General features: G+C 41.4%; 14 protein-coding genes and 1 pseudogene. 8 read left to right on the top strand and 7 right to left on the bottom strand.

Features of this window, described 5'->3' with window-relative positions:
- The first annotated feature begins 75 nt into the window (after positions 1-75).
- Positions 76-1,677, top strand: a complete 1,602-nt coding sequence (locus CAL6303_RS09995) for an iron uptake porin (RefSeq protein ID WP_015197730.1) — start codon at positions 76-78, stop codon at positions 1,675-1,677.
- A 59-nt stretch (positions 1,678-1,736) separates the two neighbouring features.
- On the opposite strand, the gene CAL6303_RS09990 is transcribed toward CAL6303_RS09995, so the two are convergent.
- The 3 genes from CAL6303_RS09990 to CAL6303_RS09980 form a co-directional block, all read right to left on the bottom strand.
- Complete coding sequence (locus CAL6303_RS09990; protein ID WP_015197729.1) at positions 1,737-2,123, bottom strand: response regulator transcription factor; 387 nt, start codon at positions 2,121-2,123, stop codon at positions 1,737-1,739.
- Between the two features lie 319 nt (positions 2,124-2,442).
- On the bottom strand, positions 2,443-3,618 hold the full coding sequence (locus CAL6303_RS09985) for a glycerate kinase (protein WP_015197728.1): 1,176 nt from the start codon (positions 3,616-3,618) through the stop codon (positions 2,443-2,445).
- Between the two features lie 56 nt (positions 3,619-3,674).
- Positions 3,675-5,156 carry an SLC13 family permease gene (locus CAL6303_RS09980; protein ID WP_015197727.1) on the bottom strand — a complete coding sequence of 494 codons (1,482 nt, stop codon included), beginning with the start codon at positions 5,154-5,156 and terminating at the stop codon, positions 3,675-3,677.
- Positions 5,157-5,672: 516 nt separating this feature from the next.
- Between CAL6303_RS09980 and CAL6303_RS09975 the strand changes: the two are divergent.
- The 7 genes and pseudogenes from CAL6303_RS09975 to CAL6303_RS09945 form a co-directional block, all read left to right on the top strand.
- Positions 5,673-6,380, top strand: a pseudogene (locus tag CAL6303_RS09975) (nucleotide sugar dehydrogenase); the annotation flags it as partial.
- Between the two features lie 792 nt (positions 6,381-7,172).
- Positions 7,173-8,615, top strand: a complete 1,443-nt coding sequence (locus tag CAL6303_RS09970) for a cytochrome ubiquinol oxidase subunit I (protein ID WP_015197725.1) — start codon at positions 7,173-7,175, stop codon at positions 8,613-8,615.
- A 105-nt stretch (positions 8,616-8,720) separates the two neighbouring features.
- On the top strand, positions 8,721-9,734 hold the full coding sequence (gene cydB / locus CAL6303_RS09965) for a cytochrome d ubiquinol oxidase subunit II (RefSeq protein ID WP_015197724.1): 1,014 nt from the start codon (positions 8,721-8,723) through the stop codon (positions 9,732-9,734).
- A gap of 213 nt (positions 9,735-9,947) precedes the next feature.
- Positions 9,948-10,715: a class I SAM-dependent methyltransferase gene (locus CAL6303_RS09960; RefSeq protein ID WP_238993789.1), complete on the top strand. Its 768-nt coding sequence runs from the start codon at positions 9,948-9,950 to the stop codon at positions 10,713-10,715.
- Positions 10,716-11,031: 316 nt separating this feature from the next.
- Positions 11,032-11,721: an MBL fold metallo-hydrolase gene (locus CAL6303_RS09955; protein WP_015197722.1), complete on the top strand. Its 690-nt coding sequence runs from the start codon at positions 11,032-11,034 to the stop codon at positions 11,719-11,721.
- 56 nt (positions 11,722-11,777) lie between these two features.
- A complete protein-coding gene (locus tag CAL6303_RS09950) occupies positions 11,778-12,323 on the top strand; it encodes a rhodanese-like domain-containing protein (protein ID WP_015197721.1) in 546 nt (181 codons plus the stop codon).
- Positions 12,320-13,165: a sulfite exporter TauE/SafE family protein gene (locus CAL6303_RS09945; protein ID WP_015197720.1), complete on the top strand. Its 846-nt coding sequence runs from the start codon at positions 12,320-12,322 to the stop codon at positions 13,163-13,165. The genes CAL6303_RS09950 and CAL6303_RS09945 overlap by 4 nt, the downstream gene beginning before the upstream one ends.
- A gap of 273 nt (positions 13,166-13,438) precedes the next feature.
- On the opposite strand, the gene CAL6303_RS09940 is transcribed toward CAL6303_RS09945, so the two are convergent.
- The 4 genes from CAL6303_RS09940 to CAL6303_RS30270 all read right to left on the bottom strand — a co-directional run bounded on the left by CAL6303_RS09940 (position 13,439) and on the right by CAL6303_RS30270 (position 18,057).
- Complete coding sequence (locus CAL6303_RS09940) at positions 13,439-15,136, bottom strand: ShlB/FhaC/HecB family hemolysin secretion/activation protein (RefSeq protein WP_015197718.1); 1,698 nt, start codon at positions 15,134-15,136, stop codon at positions 13,439-13,441.
- 154 nt (positions 15,137-15,290) lie between these two features.
- Positions 15,291-16,715, bottom strand: a complete 1,425-nt coding sequence (locus tag CAL6303_RS09935) for an NCS2 family permease (protein ID WP_015197717.1) — start codon at positions 16,713-16,715, stop codon at positions 15,291-15,293.
- A gap of 159 nt (positions 16,716-16,874) precedes the next feature.
- On the bottom strand, positions 16,875-17,261 hold the full coding sequence (locus CAL6303_RS09930) for a CAP domain-containing protein (RefSeq protein WP_015197716.1): 387 nt from the start codon (positions 17,259-17,261) through the stop codon (positions 16,875-16,877).
- 625 nt (positions 17,262-17,886) lie between these two features.
- A complete protein-coding gene (locus CAL6303_RS30270) occupies positions 17,887-18,057 on the bottom strand; it encodes a hypothetical protein (RefSeq protein ID WP_158333139.1) in 171 nt (56 codons plus the stop codon).
- Positions 18,058-18,089 lie beyond the last annotated feature (32 nt).

The following is an 18,089-nucleotide window of genomic DNA, read 5'->3' as shown; positions in this document are numbered from 1 at the left end:
GCACCCCTTTCAATTTCAATGTACCAGATTTGATTTATACTATCTCAGGAAATATATCTCAGGTGCAATTGAAATATGAATCAAAGATTAGTATTTAACTATTCATCTTACTCATTTGTATGTCAAACTCTATTGATTTTTATTAGTATTTTCATCAAAATTCTCTCTACTACCGATTTAAGCTTTGCCAGAGAAAATCAAGCCGACTCTTTAGATACTATTTCCCAAGTTTCATCTGTTTCGCAATTATCAGATGTGCAACCTACAGATTGGGCTTTTCAAGCATTACAAAGTTTGGTAGAGCGTTATGGTTGCATTGCTGGCTATCCGAATGGAACTTATCGTGGTAATCGGGCAATCACACGATATGAATTTGCAGCAGGATTGAATGCTTGTTTAGATCGGGCTAACGAACTGATTGCCACAGCGACAGGTGACTTGGCAAAGAAAGAAGATTTAGCAACTTTGCAGCGCTTGCAAGAAGAATTCAAAGGGGAATTAGCAACACTTCGCAGTCGAATTGATACAGTAGAAATGAAGACTGCTGAATTAGATGCGAATCAATTTTCCGCCACAACAAAACTCGAAGGTGAGGTGATTCTAGGTTTGACTAGAGTATTTGGTGGAAATTCTGATGGGGATGACAATCCGAATAATCATTTGGAATTGAATGAAAATATAACTTTAGGGCAGCGTACCCGTTTAAATTTTATCACGAGTTTTACAGGAAAAGATACATTAAATTTGCGTTTAGAAGGGGGGAATATTACCGAGTTGGATGATAGCATCACAGGAACTCGAATGACTCGTTTGGGTTTTGATGAAGATAGCGGGAATGATGTGGGTTTGGGTGAATTATATTATCAATTTCCAGTTGGCGATCGCCTGAAGGCAACTATTGCAGGATGGGAGATGGAATTAAACGATATTGCCGAACCATTGAATCCTTTAGATAGTAGTGGAAGTGGTGCTATTTCGCGCTTTGGTCGTTACAATCCAATTTTACGATCAATGGAGGGAACTGGATTGGGGGTTAATTATCAAGTTAATCTCAGCACAAATTTAGCCTTTGCTTACGTGACTAATGATGCGTCATTACCAACTGAAAAAAATGGGTTATTTGATGGCAATTATTCGGCATTGGGAAATGTGACTTTTCAGCCATCTGATAATTTTGGTATTGCTTTAACCTATCTCCATTCTTATTATGGTGGTGGTAGTGAAAGTGGGGTTAATTTAACTGGAAGTACGGGTAGTTTAATCGCTCGTAGACCATTTGGAAATGTTTCCACAAGTACCGATACTTTTGGACTCGAAACGAGTTTAAAAATTAATCCGGGTTTGATTATTTCAGGTTGGGTTGGTTACATCCAAGCAGATGCCAAAGTCAGTAATGATGAAGCGGATATCTGGAATTATGCTGTGACTTTGGCAATGCCAGATTTAGGTGGGAAGGGAAATTTAGCGGGTTTAATTGTCGGAATGCCACCCAAAGTTACGAGCAGTAGTTTGGTGGCAGATAGGGATACTTCTTTACATATCGAGGGATTTTATAAGTTTCAGGTGACAGATAATATTTCGATAACACCAGGAGTATTTGTAATTACCAATCCCGAACATAATGATAGCAATCAGAGTATTGTTGTTGGAACTGTTAGGACAACATTTAAGTTTTGATTAAGGATTAAAAATTAGTGTGGGCGAAATGCCCACCTATATTAAATCTCTGGATTCATCTATATCTGAGCAAGATAGCTATTCGACAATCTCAAACTATTTTGAATCCGCATTAATAAATCAGCAAATCTAAACGGTTTTGCAACATAATCGATAATATTTTGATTTGGCAATTTATTAATTACTTCTCTAGCATCAAAATAAGCAGAAATAATAATAATCGGAATATATTTTTTCTGTGCTTGCAATTTTTCTAAAACTATCCAGCCGCTTTTAATTGGTAATTGCATATCTAGTAATAATAGATCAAATGCATCATCTTCTAGCATTTGCAAAGCGGCTTCCCCATTGTCTGCGATCGCAACTTGAAAGCCATTATTGATTAATCCTTTCTCAATAAATGCAGCAATTCTTTCTTCATCTTCTGCAATTAAAATTCGGCTCATAAGCTTTCCCTGATGATGTTGATGCAAGTATTCTCTACGAAATTTAGGTAGGTAAGAGTCAGCCACAAAACAAATGATCCTGTGTTGTCATCCTGAGTGTAGCGGTAGCGCAACGAAGCATCTCGCAAGATTATTCACTTCGTTTCATTCAGAATGACATTGGGTACTTCTTTCTTCCTCCTTCTTTCTTGGTGAAATGCTTAACGTGGTCACTGAGCTAATACCAATTTGAAAAAAGAATGCGACACATAGATTATAGGTGAATTGCAGGGGCGAACAACCGTTCACCCTTACCTTACTACTTGGATTCAAATCCCTATTACCAACCTGTCAAAGTACAGCGACGAATTTGTTTACCAACCAATAGTAACCTCGCTATTTGTTCGGCTGTATCTGTAAGCGAACTAGCAGTTTGATTTATTGCCTCACTCAAGCCACAGGGATGGGTCAAAATACTTGTAAAGTAATCGATACCATGCTGCAAATTAATTTCCGCACCTTCCCCTATCGTTCCCACCAACGCAATCACTGGTAATTCATAAATTTTGGCTCGTCTTGCTACCTCCGTAGGAATTTTACCCCGTGGAGTTTGAAAATCGATACACCCTTCGGCTGTAATAACCAAATCGACTTCGGGAATCAAACTATCTAACTCCAAATATTGCATAACAATCTCGTAGCGGGGATGTAATGTCGCACCAATCAACGCATGTAAACCCGTACCCAATCCCCCGGATGCTCCACTACCGGGCATTTCCCCCACATCCAGACCTAGATCATCTCGAATTGCAGCAGCATAATGTTCCAAACCCAAAGCCATTTGTTCGACGATTTCTGGTGATGCTCCTTTTTGCGGACCAAATACCCTGGCAACTCCGCGATCGCCACACAATAAATTATGCCAGTTACAAGCCACATCTATCTGTACTGTATCCAAACGGGAATCCCGTTTGGATAAATCGATATGTTTGACTTTGATTAATTCACTTCCACCCCAGCCAATCTCATCGCCATTTTCATCAAGTAATTTTACACCTAATGCTTGAGCCATTCCCGCACCACCATCGTTAGTACCAGAATCACCACAACCAACTAAAATTCTTTCTGCACCAGCATCTAAAGCAGCTTTAATTAACTCACCTACTCCATAGGTAGTTGTGACTAAGGGATTCCGCAAGTCAGGAGGAACCAGGCGCAACCCCGCAGCAGCAGACATTTCTAGCACCGCAGTTTTTACCGAACACCCACCCAAGAATCCGAAATGAGATGGAACTTTTTGCCCGACTGGACCAGTTACTTCTAGATAATGCAAGATTCCACCTGTGGCATTCACCAGAGTTTTGGTGAAACCCTCACCACCATCAACCAAAGGTGCTTTGCGAATATTCACATCTTTGAGAACTTTGTGAATACCGTTCGCTATACAATCAGCAACTTGTTCTGCATTGAGACTTTCTTTAAAACCAGAAGGAGCGATGAGAATATTTAGTGTCATATTATTTTCCTGTTGATTTAATGCCGTTTTTTGCTGGAAATTAGATTCGATCGAAATTAAAGAGATAAGCCTACCCAACGCCACCAGGTATAATAGAACAGCACAATCAAAGCAAAGTGGATGGGAATCATCACCGCACTCAAACGCAGTAAATCTTGGGGATGAAAGCTTTGTTCATCCATATCTTGATAAACCATCAATGCTTTAGAACTGACTGGAAATGTCAGACAGTAATCCATCCCTAGAGTGCTGATAAACATGACTGCGATGGGGTTAAAATTCAAGCTCACCGTCAGATATAGCAGGGGAGGAATTAAAGCTGCTGCTCTTGCGGTATGGGAAGTCATGTAGAGATGAGAAGTGAGGGAAATACTCGTCAGAACCAACAGAATAATGAAGCGAGAACCTGCGCTGTTGATGTCACTGAAGTCGAAAATATGTTCGAGAATCCACTTTGACGCACCAGAAGTAACCAGAGAATGACCTAACACATGAGTTGCAGCAACGAAGAGAATTAGATTCCAAGATACAGCTTTGACTGCATCTTTCCATTTTATGACCCCGATATTCATCTTTCCAATTTTAGGTGCCGTCAGCAATAATGCTCCCATGACGATAACAGTTGCAGTTTCTAAACCATGCCAGCTTTCTGTTAGCCACAAGCCGAACATTAATATAATTACTAACAGAGTTTTCTGCTCGTTGCTCGATAAAGGTTGGGATGGGAATTGGGTGATATTTAACTTTTTCTGCAAGTTTTTTTTATCAACGAATAACCGCATAATTACCCAGCAAGAGGCATAACTTGCAACAGTTCCAAAAGGCAAACCATAGAGTACCCACTGTCCGAAGGAAATATGTTGTTTGGTAATTTCTTCGAGCAAATCTCGGGCAATTAAATGGGAACCAGCACCAGTTAGAGAGGCAATTGTTGATACCAAAATAATAGTCGGCATTAACAAACACAAAGCGCGACGAGTTTGCTTATCATCAATTGCATTACTGATACTGCGAAAGATGGGATATGTTACCGCAGCACGTCCAGAGGTGGAAGGAATTAAGAATGATAGTGGAATCAAAACTGAAGTTAGCATCCAGAAAAGACTACTAACGCTACGTGCTTTCGATGCAACCATTTGGGTCAATCGTACAGCCAAACCCGTTTCTTTAACCGCACCTCCCAAGACAAAAGCACCAATCATCAACCAAACAACATCGGAACCCAGAGAATCAAAAAACTGCTCCTGGGAAATACCTCCCGTTAATAGTAGTAACATTACTGCACCAAGAGCAACATAACCTGCATTGATGGACGTTGTTGACCACAAAATACCCGCAAGCAAAAACGCAAATAGAGATAATCGCGCTGGTGTTGGTAAATCGCTAGGTAAAGATAAAGTCACAGCAGCTACCAGTAGAAAGATGGTAGCTATGGCAATTTTCCATTGATTGGAAATTGAAGGAGAAATTTTTGGCAAAAAGTTCCTCAAAAAGTAGGGAATACAGTTGAAACTGGTTTGGTCTGGATCAATTTTCATTTGTGGTTAATTTGCTTCATTACTCTCGTATTTACATTGAATGGTAATGATGCCCTGTGATTTGTTCCTAAGTAAATAGAAGTACTTCTTAATTAGCTCTTAAACTTAATTTAAAGCTATCTTTATTAAGTTTGTGTGAGAAAACCATGAGAAACTTCTTATCCTTTGCGCTTACGTCGTTCCTCCAACCTTCGGTTCGCAAGCTACGCAATGACAATTGGGCATTGACAATTGGGTATTTTTTTACTTGAAATACTTTAAGTTGCCCAACAACATATATATAATTTCGTTGAAGTAGATGGGGAAAATTCAATACTTCTGAAAAGTTGCTATGCGATCGCAGTATTTATAAATTCTTCAGCTAGTAATTAATGCTACATTCATGAGAAATGTCTCATTCAAACTTCATCAAAGACTCATTAACAAAAGTGAAGATCTATTGAACATAAATATTAAGCACAACATTAAGCACAACTTCACTTGAGTCAGTTGTAGATATATTCAGAGGTTTCTACTATGCGGGTTTGCGTTATCGGTACGGGGTATGTGGGACTACTCACAGGTGCTTGTTTGGCGGAAATCGGACACCATGTGATTTGTATAGATAACGATGTGGAAAAAGTTGCATTGATACAGTCAGGGAAATCTCCTATTTTTGAACCGGGATTGGATGAAGTTGTTGAATCGGGAATGAAAGCTGGAAAATTGCAATTTAGCACGGATTTAGCTACTGGTGTTGTCCATGGTGAAATCCTTTTTATTACCGTGGGAACCCCCGCGTTACCGACAGGAGAAAATGATACAAGATGCATGGAGGCAGTCGCCCGTAGTATCGGTTCGCACCTCAATAGTGGTTATAAGGTGATTGTGAATAAGTCTACGGTTCCCATTGGTTCTGGTGATTGGGTACGGAGAATTGTTTTGGATGGAGTTCCGGAACGTCAGCAAAAAATAGCTGGGTTCGATGTGGTTAGCAACCCCGAATTTTTACGTAAAGGTTCGGCTGTCTACGATATATTTAATCCCAATCGCATTGTTTTAGGAAGCAATAGTGAAAAAGCGATCGCAATGATGCAACAATTATACATGCCAATTGTGAAAAGGGAGTTTGCTGAGAATAAAAATTTACCTGCTGTTCCAGTTGTGGTGACAGATTTAACCTCCGCAGAGATGATTAAGTATGTAGCGAATGCATTTTTAGATCCTAGTATTGAAAATATTAATGTGGCGATTCGGAGTTTATGGAATACTTGTAATTTTCAACGTGTATAACCTAAAACGCACTTAATTTGTAAACCCGAAAACGTTACAAGTAATTGAACAGAATTAATGACATAGATATATATAGGACTCATATTTGATTTTTGTTGGTGTAACCCGCGCTTTGCGCGTAAAGATACGTAGGGTGTGTATAGCCTTGCGGCATCCAAGAAAAGCGACAGCGTAACTCACCAAACCCTTGAGAATGGTGCGTTATGCGAAACGCTAACGCACCCTACAAATACCTAATTTTGTAAGTGCAAAGCACAGGCTACGCCAACAAAAATCAAACCGGATTCCTATATTAGAATTATACTCAGAAAAAAGAATGCGTTAATTAGAGTTTTATATAATATTTATCAGAGAGATCAATCATCTTACGTCTAAATTATTAGAGCGAATGTATCGCTAAAGCAGACATCATCAGGTATGTCAAAGAGCGCATTGTCTTATATTAGCTTTGGAAGGAGTCGAAAAAGAAAAGTTAATGAATATTTTTCAGGTAAGTTAGTTATAAGACACTTTATAAAGCCTTGAAATCCTGAATATGTCCAAGACTTCACTTTTATTCAGCAACCCCTAATTAGAAGAGAAAACAAGATTACACTACAATGCGCTATCATAACCTCGAAACTATAAAATTTTCCTAAAAAGGGGTAAGAAATTTAACTTGTCGCCTAAGCTCAATATCTGATTGAATTGCAGAGCATTCATCTTAATTGTTATCTCTAAAACTTGCCATAATAAGGAGAATTCATGGATTTTCTCGCGGATACGGTTGTATTGTCACGAATTCAATTTGCTCTAACAGCAATTTTTCACATGCTTTGGCCCGTCCTGACGACAGGTATGGCAATCTACTTGGTAATTGTGGAAGGGTTGTGGCTGAAAACACGTAACCCCGATTACTACCGTCATGCTCGGTTTTGGTCAAAGCTTTATGTCCTCAATTTTGGCATTGGAGTGGCATCTGGTTTACCGATGGAGTTTCAGTTTGGTACAAACTGGGCACCCTTCTCGGAAGCAGTCGGTGACTTTTTTGGCAGTATTCTCGGCTTTGAAGGAGCGATGGCATTCATGCTGGAAGCGGGATTCTTGGGTATTATGCTATTTGGCTGGGGGCGGGTACATCCAGCCATTCACTACCTTGCCACTATCATGGTTGCCTTTGGTGCCAACCTCTCGACTTTCTGGATTTTGGTGGCTAATTCCTGGCTGCAAACTCCATCTGGTGGGGAGATGGTGAATGGCAAATTTATTGTGAGTGATTACTTCCAAGCAATTTCCAATCCATTCATGGTGAAAAGCGTTTCACATATGTTTTTTGCCACCCTGGAAACATCTTTATTTGTGATTGGTGGCATTAGTGCGTGGTATATTCTCAACAACCGCCATCAAGAGTTCTTTGCCCGATCGCTCAAAATCGTTTTAGCAGCTGCTGTTGCTGTCACTCCATTACAAATCTATATCGGACATCTGAGCGCCGAGCAAGTGGCTCACTATCAACCCACCAAACTGGCAGCAATGGAAGCCAAATGGGAAACCAGTCCTGCTGGACAACCTGCCGATTGGAGCTTGCTGGCACTACCTGATGAAGCTGGACAAAAAAATAAGTGGGAAATTACTATTCCTAATGGGTTAGGTTACATTCTCGAATTTAAGAAGAACTTATCTGAACCCGTGCGAGGATTGAAGGAATGGGCACCGAGCGATCGCCCTCACATGGTGGGATTGATCTACTATTCTTTCCGGATTATGAGCGGCATTGGCTTCTTTTTGGCAGGATTAATGCTGTGGAGTCTGCTGCAATGGTTGTTGGGCAACCTCTCCCCGGAAAAAATTGGTCAACAAAAGTGGCTGCTGCATACTTGGATTTTTGCGGCTCCTTTGGGCTATATCGCAGTTGAATCAGGTTGGATTGTCCGTTGTGTTGGACGACAACCCTGGACGATGTATGGGCAAATTCGCACGGCTGATGCAGCCTCTCACATCCCAGCTGGAAATGTGCTAACTTCCCTCACCTTGTTTGCGGTTGTTTACTCCATTTTATTTGTCTCAACCCTATACTTTGGGAGCCGGATTATTCGCCACGGTCCTAATTTAGAGCTACCTGTACCAGGACTAGATGATCAACCTGCGATGGAGACAGAACCAGCCACATTTATTCCCGATCAACGTCCAGCAGAAGCACAACAGTAGGTTAAAAAATAAGTAATGAGTAATAAGTACGTTTTGTAACGGGGATTTTACCCCGACACAAAACACTCCCAAACTTTGTTAAACCCCCCAATAAAGGTTAATTATATGGACGCATTACTACATTTTCTGCCTCAAGTTTGGTTTGTGATTCTGGCGTTGTTCCTGTTTCTCTACGTCATGCTGGATGGGTTTGATTTGGGGGTTGGTATCCTGTCTCTCACCAGTTCAGATGAAGAACGCCGCAGTATTTTGATGACCAGTTTGGGTAATATTTGGGATGCCAACGAAACTTGGTTGGTGCTGATGGGGGGAGCCTTATTTGGGGCGTTTCCCCTCGCTTATGGCACTATTCTTAGTGCCCTATATATTCCCATTTTCATGATGATTTTTGGGCTAATTTTTCGGGCGGTGGCGTTTGAATTTCGAGAACATTCCAATCGCAAGTTTCTTTGGAACTTTGCCTTTGGGGCTGGTAGTTTTATGGCTGCACTTGGACAAGGTTTTGCCCTGGGTAGTGTAATTGAAGGGATTGCCGTGGATCAGGCAGGTCACTTTATCGGATCTACCTGGGATTGGCTGGATTGGCGATCGCTTTTAGTTGCCTTGACTTTAATCCAGGGGTATGTATTGATTGGTTCCACCTACCTGATTTTGAAAACAGAAGGAGAACTACAAAAAACCCACTTCCGCACTGCCAAACTTGCTGCTATCACCACCTTTATTGGCGCAATTTTAATCACAATCGCTACCCCAATTGTTTATGAAGCAGCGAGAACTCGGTTATTTAGCCCACCTTTAGTTTACATCTTTGCTGTGATTCCCGTGCTAGGTGTGTTGCTGGTGGGGTTGTTGTTGCGAAGTCTCAATCGGGAGGAAGAAAACACACCATTGATTTGGACAATTTTGATTTTCTTGCTCACTTTTATTGGCTTAGGACTAATTGTCTTTCCCTACATTATCCCCAACCAAATCACCATCTATCAAGCCGCAGCTTCCCCCAGTGCTTTGGTATTTATGCTCACCTTTATTGGGGTTCTGATTCCGATTATGTTGTTCTACAACATTTATAACTATGTGGTGTTTCGTGGCAAAGTGGTCAGTGATGCTTATGGAGAATGATTTTCTTCCATACCACGAGGTGTAATTAACTATGATTACAGCTATTTTCGGTTAAATAGACCACGCTGTAGGGGTTTATGTATTTTCATCAGGCAGGGTTTTGAGCACTGTTGAGAAATTAAGCGATGCCTCCAGCTATACCCTTCGGGCTTATCGCGTAATCGGCTCACTTAATAATAGTTAAACGGCATAAAGGAAACATCAAGGAGCGAGATGATGAAAAAACAATGGTATGAATCTCTTTTTGAAAATTACGGATTGAAATATGATAATGAAAATTTCACACAGGGTACTGTTGGTGAATGCGATTTCATTGAAAGGGAGATAAATTTTGATAAGTCATTAAAAATATTAGACATTGGATGCGGAACTGGCAGACATACAATTGAATTATCAAATAGGGGATATAACGTTACTGGGATTGATCTATCAGAAGCTCAACTTGCTAGAGCGAAGCAAAAAGCAGAAAGTTACAATTTAAAGATTGATTTTCAGAAACAAGATGCAAGAAATCTTGCATTTAACAATGAATTTGACGTTGCAATAATGCTTTGTGAAGGTGGATTTCCATTAATGGAAACAGATGAAATGAATTATGAAATACTTAATTGTGTGACAGAATCGCTTAAAGAGAATGGGAAATTTATATTTACAACTTTAAATGGATTATTTCCACTGTATAATTCTGTTGAAAATTTTTGCGCTTCAACAACACAAGAAGGTAATGCCGCATATCGAAGCAATACATTTGATTTAATGACATTTCGAGACCACAATGTTATGGAATTTGAAGACGACTCTGGAAATAAAAAGACTCTTGAATGCAATGAAAGATATTACGTTCCCAGTGAAATTAATTGGTTGTTAAAGTCGCTAGAATATAAAGAAATCAATATATTTGGAGCGAAGCTTGGAGCATTTTCCAGAAATGACAAGTTGACAACTGAAGATTTTGAAATGCTGGTTATCGCTGAAAAATAATTATGAAAGAAAAGCGCGATAAGTACTCCCAACAAAACGCCCTTTGTGGAAACAATATGCTTATCCCTTCCTAATTTCCCCGGCTTAATCCCCAACGCCAACCCAATTGACTCCGTAATATAAATCACAAATATTTTGCAGGTAACTCCGTATTTATTCTTAATATCCGGCTGTCTCAACTCCAAATTAGTAGGACACAAGGAACAATTTTAACAGTTCATAATACAAGTAAATCCTAGCGAAGTGACTGGACATTCAGACAATATTACTATATAGTCATATCATTGGATGATAAATACTCCTGGAGTTAACCATCATGTTATTCCGCCAACTTTTCGACCCAGAAACCAGTACATATACTTATTTAATTGCTGATTTAGCAACTCAAACTGCGATTTTGGTTGATCCGGTATTAGAACAGGTGGAGCGCGATCGCACCATACTCAAAGAACTAGGATTAACGTTAAAATACTGCTTAGAAACCCATATCCACGCCGATCACATTACTGGAACTGCTAAACTGCGGGAAGCTACAGGTTGTTTGGGAATTGTACCGGAGAATACCCAAGCTGTATGTGCAGACAGCGTGATGAAAGATGGAGAAGTGTTGAAATTAGGCAGTTTGCAAGTAAAGGCGATCGCAACTCCCGGTCATACTGATAGTCATAATGCCTATTTAGTTAACGGTACTCACCTACTTACTGGAGACTCGTTATTAATTCATGGTTGCGGACGTACTGATTTCCAGAGTGGGAATGCAGGGATGATGTATGATGCCATTCAACGGTTATTTACATTACCTGACGAAACCTTAGTTTATCCCGGTCATGATTATCGCGGTAACACCGTTTCCACCATTGGGGAAGAAAAGCAGTGGAATCCTCGATTTGTGGGACATAACCGTGATCAATTTATCCAATTGATGGCAAATCTCAATTTACCCAACCCCAAAAAGATTATGGAAGCAGTACCCGCTAACCAGCGCTGCGGTAGCGTTGCTGCGTAACCAAATCACTGTACTCCACTCTGCGTTTAAAAATCTAAATTCCTAAGTAGAAAAAAATGACCACTTCCCGTGTAAACAAATTACAAACTGTTGATACTCAAACTCTGAAAAAATTACTTGAGCAACAAGCTGTCACACTCATAGATGTCCGCGAACCTGGTGAATATGCAGGGGAACATATTCCCGAAGCTAGATTAGTTTCCCTTTCCAACTTCGAGCCGCGTAAAGTTCCCCAAGATGAGGATAGGAAAGTAATTCTCTACTGTCGTTCTGGGAACCGCTCAACAATGGCTGCTCAAAAACTTTTTGATGCTGGATTTACTAAAGTAACCCATCTAGAAGGGGGTCTGGGTGCTTGGAAACAAGCAGGTTATCCGACTAAAATTAATCAAAATGCTCCCATTAGTTTAATGCGACAGGTGCAAATTGTAGCTGGTTCCTTGGTGTTAACAGGCACATTATTAGGAGCATTTGTTTCTCCCTGGTTTTTGCTTCTGAGTGGCTTTGTGGGTGCAGGCTTAATATTTGCGGGAATTACAGATACCTGTGCGTTAGGAATGCTACTAGCAAAACTTCCTTATAATCAACGGAGTCGGGTATGACTTGGATTATTGGGCATTTACTAGCTGCTTGTATTGGCATTAGCTTGGGTTTAATTGGTGGTGGGGGTTCAGTATTAGCGCTGCCAATTCTAGTTTACGTCATGGGTATACCTCCAAAATCTGCGATCGCCATGACTTTGGTAATTGTCGGTACTGTGAGTCTGTTGGGGGTAATTCCCCACTGGCGAGCCAAAAATGTGAATTTCAAGACAGCACTTATCTTCGGTTCGGCAACGATGGTGGGGGCATTTGTAGGGGCAAAAATTGCTACCCTACCAGTAGTTACGGAAACCTTTCAAATGATGCTGTTTGCAATCATGATGTTGGTGGCTGCGGTGTTTATGATTGGTCGTAGCTCCAAGCCTGTGGCAGCAGATGATACACTGGCATTCTATCCCCCACCTGTGTGCAAGTATTGCTGGTTGTGGTTAATGACTGAAGGTTTAGCGGTTGGGGTGCTAACTGGGTTAGTTGGTGTTGGGGGTGGATTTGCCATCGTTCCCGCTTTGGTACTATTGGGAAATGTACCCATGAAACAAGCAATCGGCACATCCTTATTAATTATTGTATTTAATTCAGTCGCAGGCTTTTTGGGTTACTTGGGACATGTTTCGTTAGACTGGAACTTGATGTTATCTTTTATTGTGGCTGCTAGTATCGGGACGATTTTCGGTGCATACTTGGCTGAATTTGTTCCAGCTAATAGACTTCAGAAAAGTTTTGGTTATTTTTTGCTTGCAGTTGCAGCTTTGGTTTTGGTGCAGAATCATCAGCGTCCCCAGTCTTCGCGGGTGGAAAGTCATAGTAATCCAAGAATGATACAGCGTCATTTTCGAGTTTAAGTTTTATTCAGTATTTAGCTATACAAGCAATAGGCATGATCTCTTGTAATTTCAGCGCTTCGGATTCGTGATTCAAATAACAATGATCCTACCTATCTTATAACTCAAATTCTAAAGTCTCTATATCCCCATCATTAGTAAAATCATCTTCGCTTTCTGTATAACTTCTTTTGCCTCAGTCATATTCCCAATATCTAGATGACTGGCATTCTAGAGCCACCCTTTACTATTTCAAGTATTTGAGTATAGGCATCATTTTCTCGAATATTTGTATTAAAATGGTTGATATCGCACTGAAAAGTTAAAGCCATTATCTTGCGTTCCAATTAATGGGATACCGTAGTCTGTACGTAATACCAAACCATTAAAAGGTTGCCACTGCAAGCCGAATCCCAAGCTGGCGAGGGTTTGCGGGTCACGATTGCTACCGCGATTGTTCCAAACTGTAGCGATATCAAAAAATGGTAATAACTGTAAGGCTTCGACATTTGATGTTAGGGGAATACGAACTTCCACACCTCCAACTACCCCACTGTCAGCAACAAGTTGATTTTGACCATAACCTCGCACTGTGTCAACTCCCCCAATACTAATCTTTTCCAGGGAAAGTAGAGAATCAGGTGTAAGTTGAGTGTTAATTTTAGCAAGCATCAAGACACGGGGAGATAGCCGTTGTACCCATTGAAATTGTCCCACCCATGAGAAAAAACGCCCATCAGTAGCACTGTCGTTGACGGTTGCATCCATTGCACCTATGCCAAAACTAAATTGCGATCGCGCTGCTAGAACAGTGTTAGTATTCCGTTGTAGCCAATCTTGGGAAAAGCGAATCACCGTAACTTTTGATTCTCCATCTTCGGATCCTTCAGTAAAGGAGAAGGGGATATCATTAAGTATGAAGGTTTGACTGCGCCGTAAATCGAATGCTAAAGAGAGCGCAAATTCGCTGTTTGCGGTATAGGTTAGCGGTTGACGGACGTTAAAAGAAAGAGTTTCGGCTTCGCTGCGGATATTCAAGCTACGAAATTCGCTTTCAATAATGCGACTACCACTGTTGCTGTAACGAACTCCAATGGTTCCATCTAAGGCGTTAAAGGGAATAGAATAACTGATATTGTAAATGTCTAAGCCTTCAGTAATGCCATATTCGGCACTAAATTCATCTCCAAACCCTAATAAATTATCGTGAGCAACAAAAACACTCCCTTGTTCTGAACCCACGCTAGCTGATTGGTTATTTGCAAAGATAACCCCAGCGTGGAATGCTGGGGATTCGGTAATTTTCACTTGTAAAATATTGCTGCCGGAGGTGCTACCTGCGATTAACTCGGCATTGACTCGTTTAATTACGGGATCAAGTTGTAATAATTGTAGTGCTTTTTCAAGGCTATTTTTATTCAATGGTTTGCCTGCAAAACGCCGAATCCGGGAACGCACGTATGCAGGTTGCAATCTTTGTAACCCTAAAATTGAAATTCCTTCCAGTTCCCCTTCCACAACTTGGATTTGCAAGACACCACTAGCGACATCTTGATTATTGGGAATAAATGCACCACTGCTGATATAGCCCTTTTTAACGTAGAGTTCAGTGATTTGCGATCGCAGTTGCAATAATTGCTCAAATGTGATTTTTTTATTTTCTAAAGGCTGTTTTAACTTAATAATTTCGTCTTCTAAAACAGAATACCCTCTAACTTGGATTTCTTTGATAAAAAAACTTTCTCCACTAGGAAAAATTGTGTCGGGTAGATTTTCTGGTGGGGATGATGGGAGTATGGGGATTGGTGTAGATGGTGTCGGAAGGGGCTTTGGTGATGGTCGAGGTAAAATTTCTTCGATTTTACCTGGTGTATCGGGGGGAATTGTGACTCCTGATGGGGGTTTGGATTGTGCCAATGCTACTAGGGGAGTGATACTTATGTAGGAAAGTAATATTAAAAACAACTTTTGCATCCGCAGGAAGAAACCCATTGCTAATGAGATGTGTAAAATTTATATAAAAACAATGAATGTTTTTAAAATCATATAGCAATTTGAAACGGGTCAGAGAAAATTAAATCAATGTAGAGCTGGTTATAGAGGACTTTCTGCAACAGAAGCGATACCTACGGTGGTAAACTACGTACTAAGCCTGCATCGTGATCAGTGTGAAGTAAGCTACAGCAATACCTGCCAAAACTAGACTAGATCGCATCCCTTGTCGATTTCTCTGAGCGACGGTTGTAACCGCATGAGCAATAAAGCCTGCTGCCATGCCATCGGCGATCGAAAAAGTTAGCGGTGTAATTAAAATGACTACGAATGCTGGAATTGCCTCTGCTAAATCATTCCAATTGATCAGACGCACACCACTCATCATTAAAACACCAATCATCAGCGGAATAGGAGCAATAGCAAACGCAGGAATCGCGGCAAATAGGGGCGTGAACAACGTCGAAATGAGAAAGAGTAACCCAACCACGATCGCGACGAATCCACTACGCCCGCCTTCAAAGATGCCAGCAGCAGCTACTAGATAGGGCATGACAGGAGTACTACCAATGATCGCACCAAAGACGGTTCCGAGTGCGTTGGATAATAAGGCTTGTTTGGAGCGGCATAGTTCACCGTCGGGCTGAATGCAGTCGATTTGTCGCCCTAACACATTCAAACTCATCGCATCGGATAAGGACATAAATAGCAGTACAAAGACGACTGCCACAAAATTTCCCAGTTGCGACCAGGTGAGATATTGTACTCCAACGATCGCTTGCCCAATCAAGTCTTGAGGCAACTGGGGCAGGGCGAGAATGCCTTTAGGGAGTGGTACTACTCCTGTCAGCCAACCGAGCGCAGCCGTACCAAAAATCACGAACAGAAATGTGCCTTTGACCTTCCGCACCATGAGCATTATCGTCAATAAAATCCCAAAAATTGCAATCAGTGTAGCAGGCTGTTTCAGTGTACCTAGACTGGTCAGCGTGGCAGTATTCGCAACGATGATCCCTGCACCCACCTGGGGAGAACCTACTTTTCCCGACAGCGCAATATATGAGAGAAACAGACCCAAGCCAATCACCATCGCCTGTTTTAGCGAATTGGGAATGGCATTATGCAGTTGGCGACGGAGTGGACTAACAGACAACGCTGTGAAGAGAATTCCCTCGACTAGGACAGCGGTTAATGCTAATCGCCAATTCATTCCCATACCTAACACAACAGAGAAGGTAAATAGTGCGGCGGCACCAGTCGCCGATCCCAGAACAAAAGGATAGTTAGTTAGTAATCCAATTAGGAAGCTAGATACCGCAGCACAAAGGGCAAGTGCTACCAAAATTTGCTCAAATAAATCTCCAGCCTGCTGTAGAAATATCGCATTTCCTAAAATATGAGCATTCACCACCAGAATTGGAGCCGTGGTTATAAAGATAGTCAAGCCAGCTAGTAATTCTGTGCGGAAGTTCGTTCCCAACTGTTGAAACCGGAAGAATTGACTAATGCGATGGCTTCGCCCGCCGTAGACATCGCGCCAGGATGGGGGCTTGGAAAATGGGATTGCTTGTCTGTTCATAGAGCATTGAAGAGTTGGTGTAATGCCAAGCTACGGGAGATTGCGTACTTTACCACCGTAGGTATCGCAGTTTATGATCGAGAGTAAAATCTAAGCACGTTCTATTCTCGATCATAAAATTTTTAAAGATGGCTCATTAGTTTGCGCGCCGAGTTTGGGTTAGCGTTTACCAAAGACTTGCGTCCAGTAATGTTTGTATTGATATCGACCTGGATCATTCTCTAGATAATAATGACCAACGCCAATTTCTGTATAGTCTGAATTCAGAATATTGGCGCGGTGTCCTGGGCTATTCAGCCACTGTTCCACTACACCTTCTGGTGTAGGTCTGCCTGCCGCAATATTCTCTCCAACAAAGGAAGATGGATATCCTTGGTCTTTGGCACGTTTAACGGGATCGCCATGCTCGAAGAAATCGCCGTGTGCCATGTTTTGGGAATGTCCTTGTGCCGCTTTGAATAGTTGCTCATTCCATTGCAATGCTCTTAAACCATGTTTAGCACGTTCATTGTTTGTCAATGCAATAACTTGTTGTACAAGATCCATATCAAATTTTCCCCTTAATTTTCAATGATTTACTGAATGGAAACGTAGGAATTAGATGGTGCGTTAACGAGGTAACGCACCTAAGAAAGTTTAGCGATCGCACTTACTTACAAGTCTTGAAATCCAAAAGTGCTCCACAGGTCGGAAGCATTGAATTCAAGACCTACGCCGTCCGCTAGGTTCGCGGAGTGCAAATATCAACAGCCCCTAGTTGGATTTCCTATCTGGGTACGCATTCACAGCTCATGAAACCGGTGTTGGTACAGAAAGTGCCTTCCGGGCAAAAGTTACCCCCGCCACACCCAATCGGACAGAAGAACTGAGGCTTCACGCCGTTGGAACCGTCCAGAGGAATGGAACTCACTTTTCTGTTAATCGGTTGAGCTTGAATTGGAAGTTTCATGATTATTTCTCCATGCTTTAGTATTGAGTGTTCGTTCTGCGAGGTGCAACCGAGAAAATCTCTCCCTCACAGGTCAAGTCGTGTCTGATAACGGGCATACACAACCTGGATGAAGGTTACATTAGCTAACTTCCCCTCACTATGGCATTCACAAAAGTATTAGAGGCTGCGTTAACCAGATGTGTATTAGTATCTCGCTGAAGCGGCGATCCTGCGGATTTATCAAAATGGCGAACAGGCAGCAAAACAATCCTCACATGCCTCTCGACTTCTCCGGCACGGAATGGTGCAGTTACAGGGACGATTCCATCCAGAAGTAACTATATCCGTGCTGATAATTTTTGCGGTGCTAACTTTTCTCAAGATGGGTTGAGATTGCATTGGAAGTTTCATGATTGTTTCTCCTTGTTTTAGTATTGAGTGTT

The sequence above is a fragment of the Calothrix sp. PCC 6303 genome (assembly GCF_000317435.1).
Classification (GTDB): Bacteria; Cyanobacteriota; Cyanobacteriia; order Cyanobacteriales; family Nostocaceae; genus PCC-6303.
Note: the sequence above shows the minus strand (reverse complement) of the source record. Positions and strands in the feature narration are given on the sequence as shown.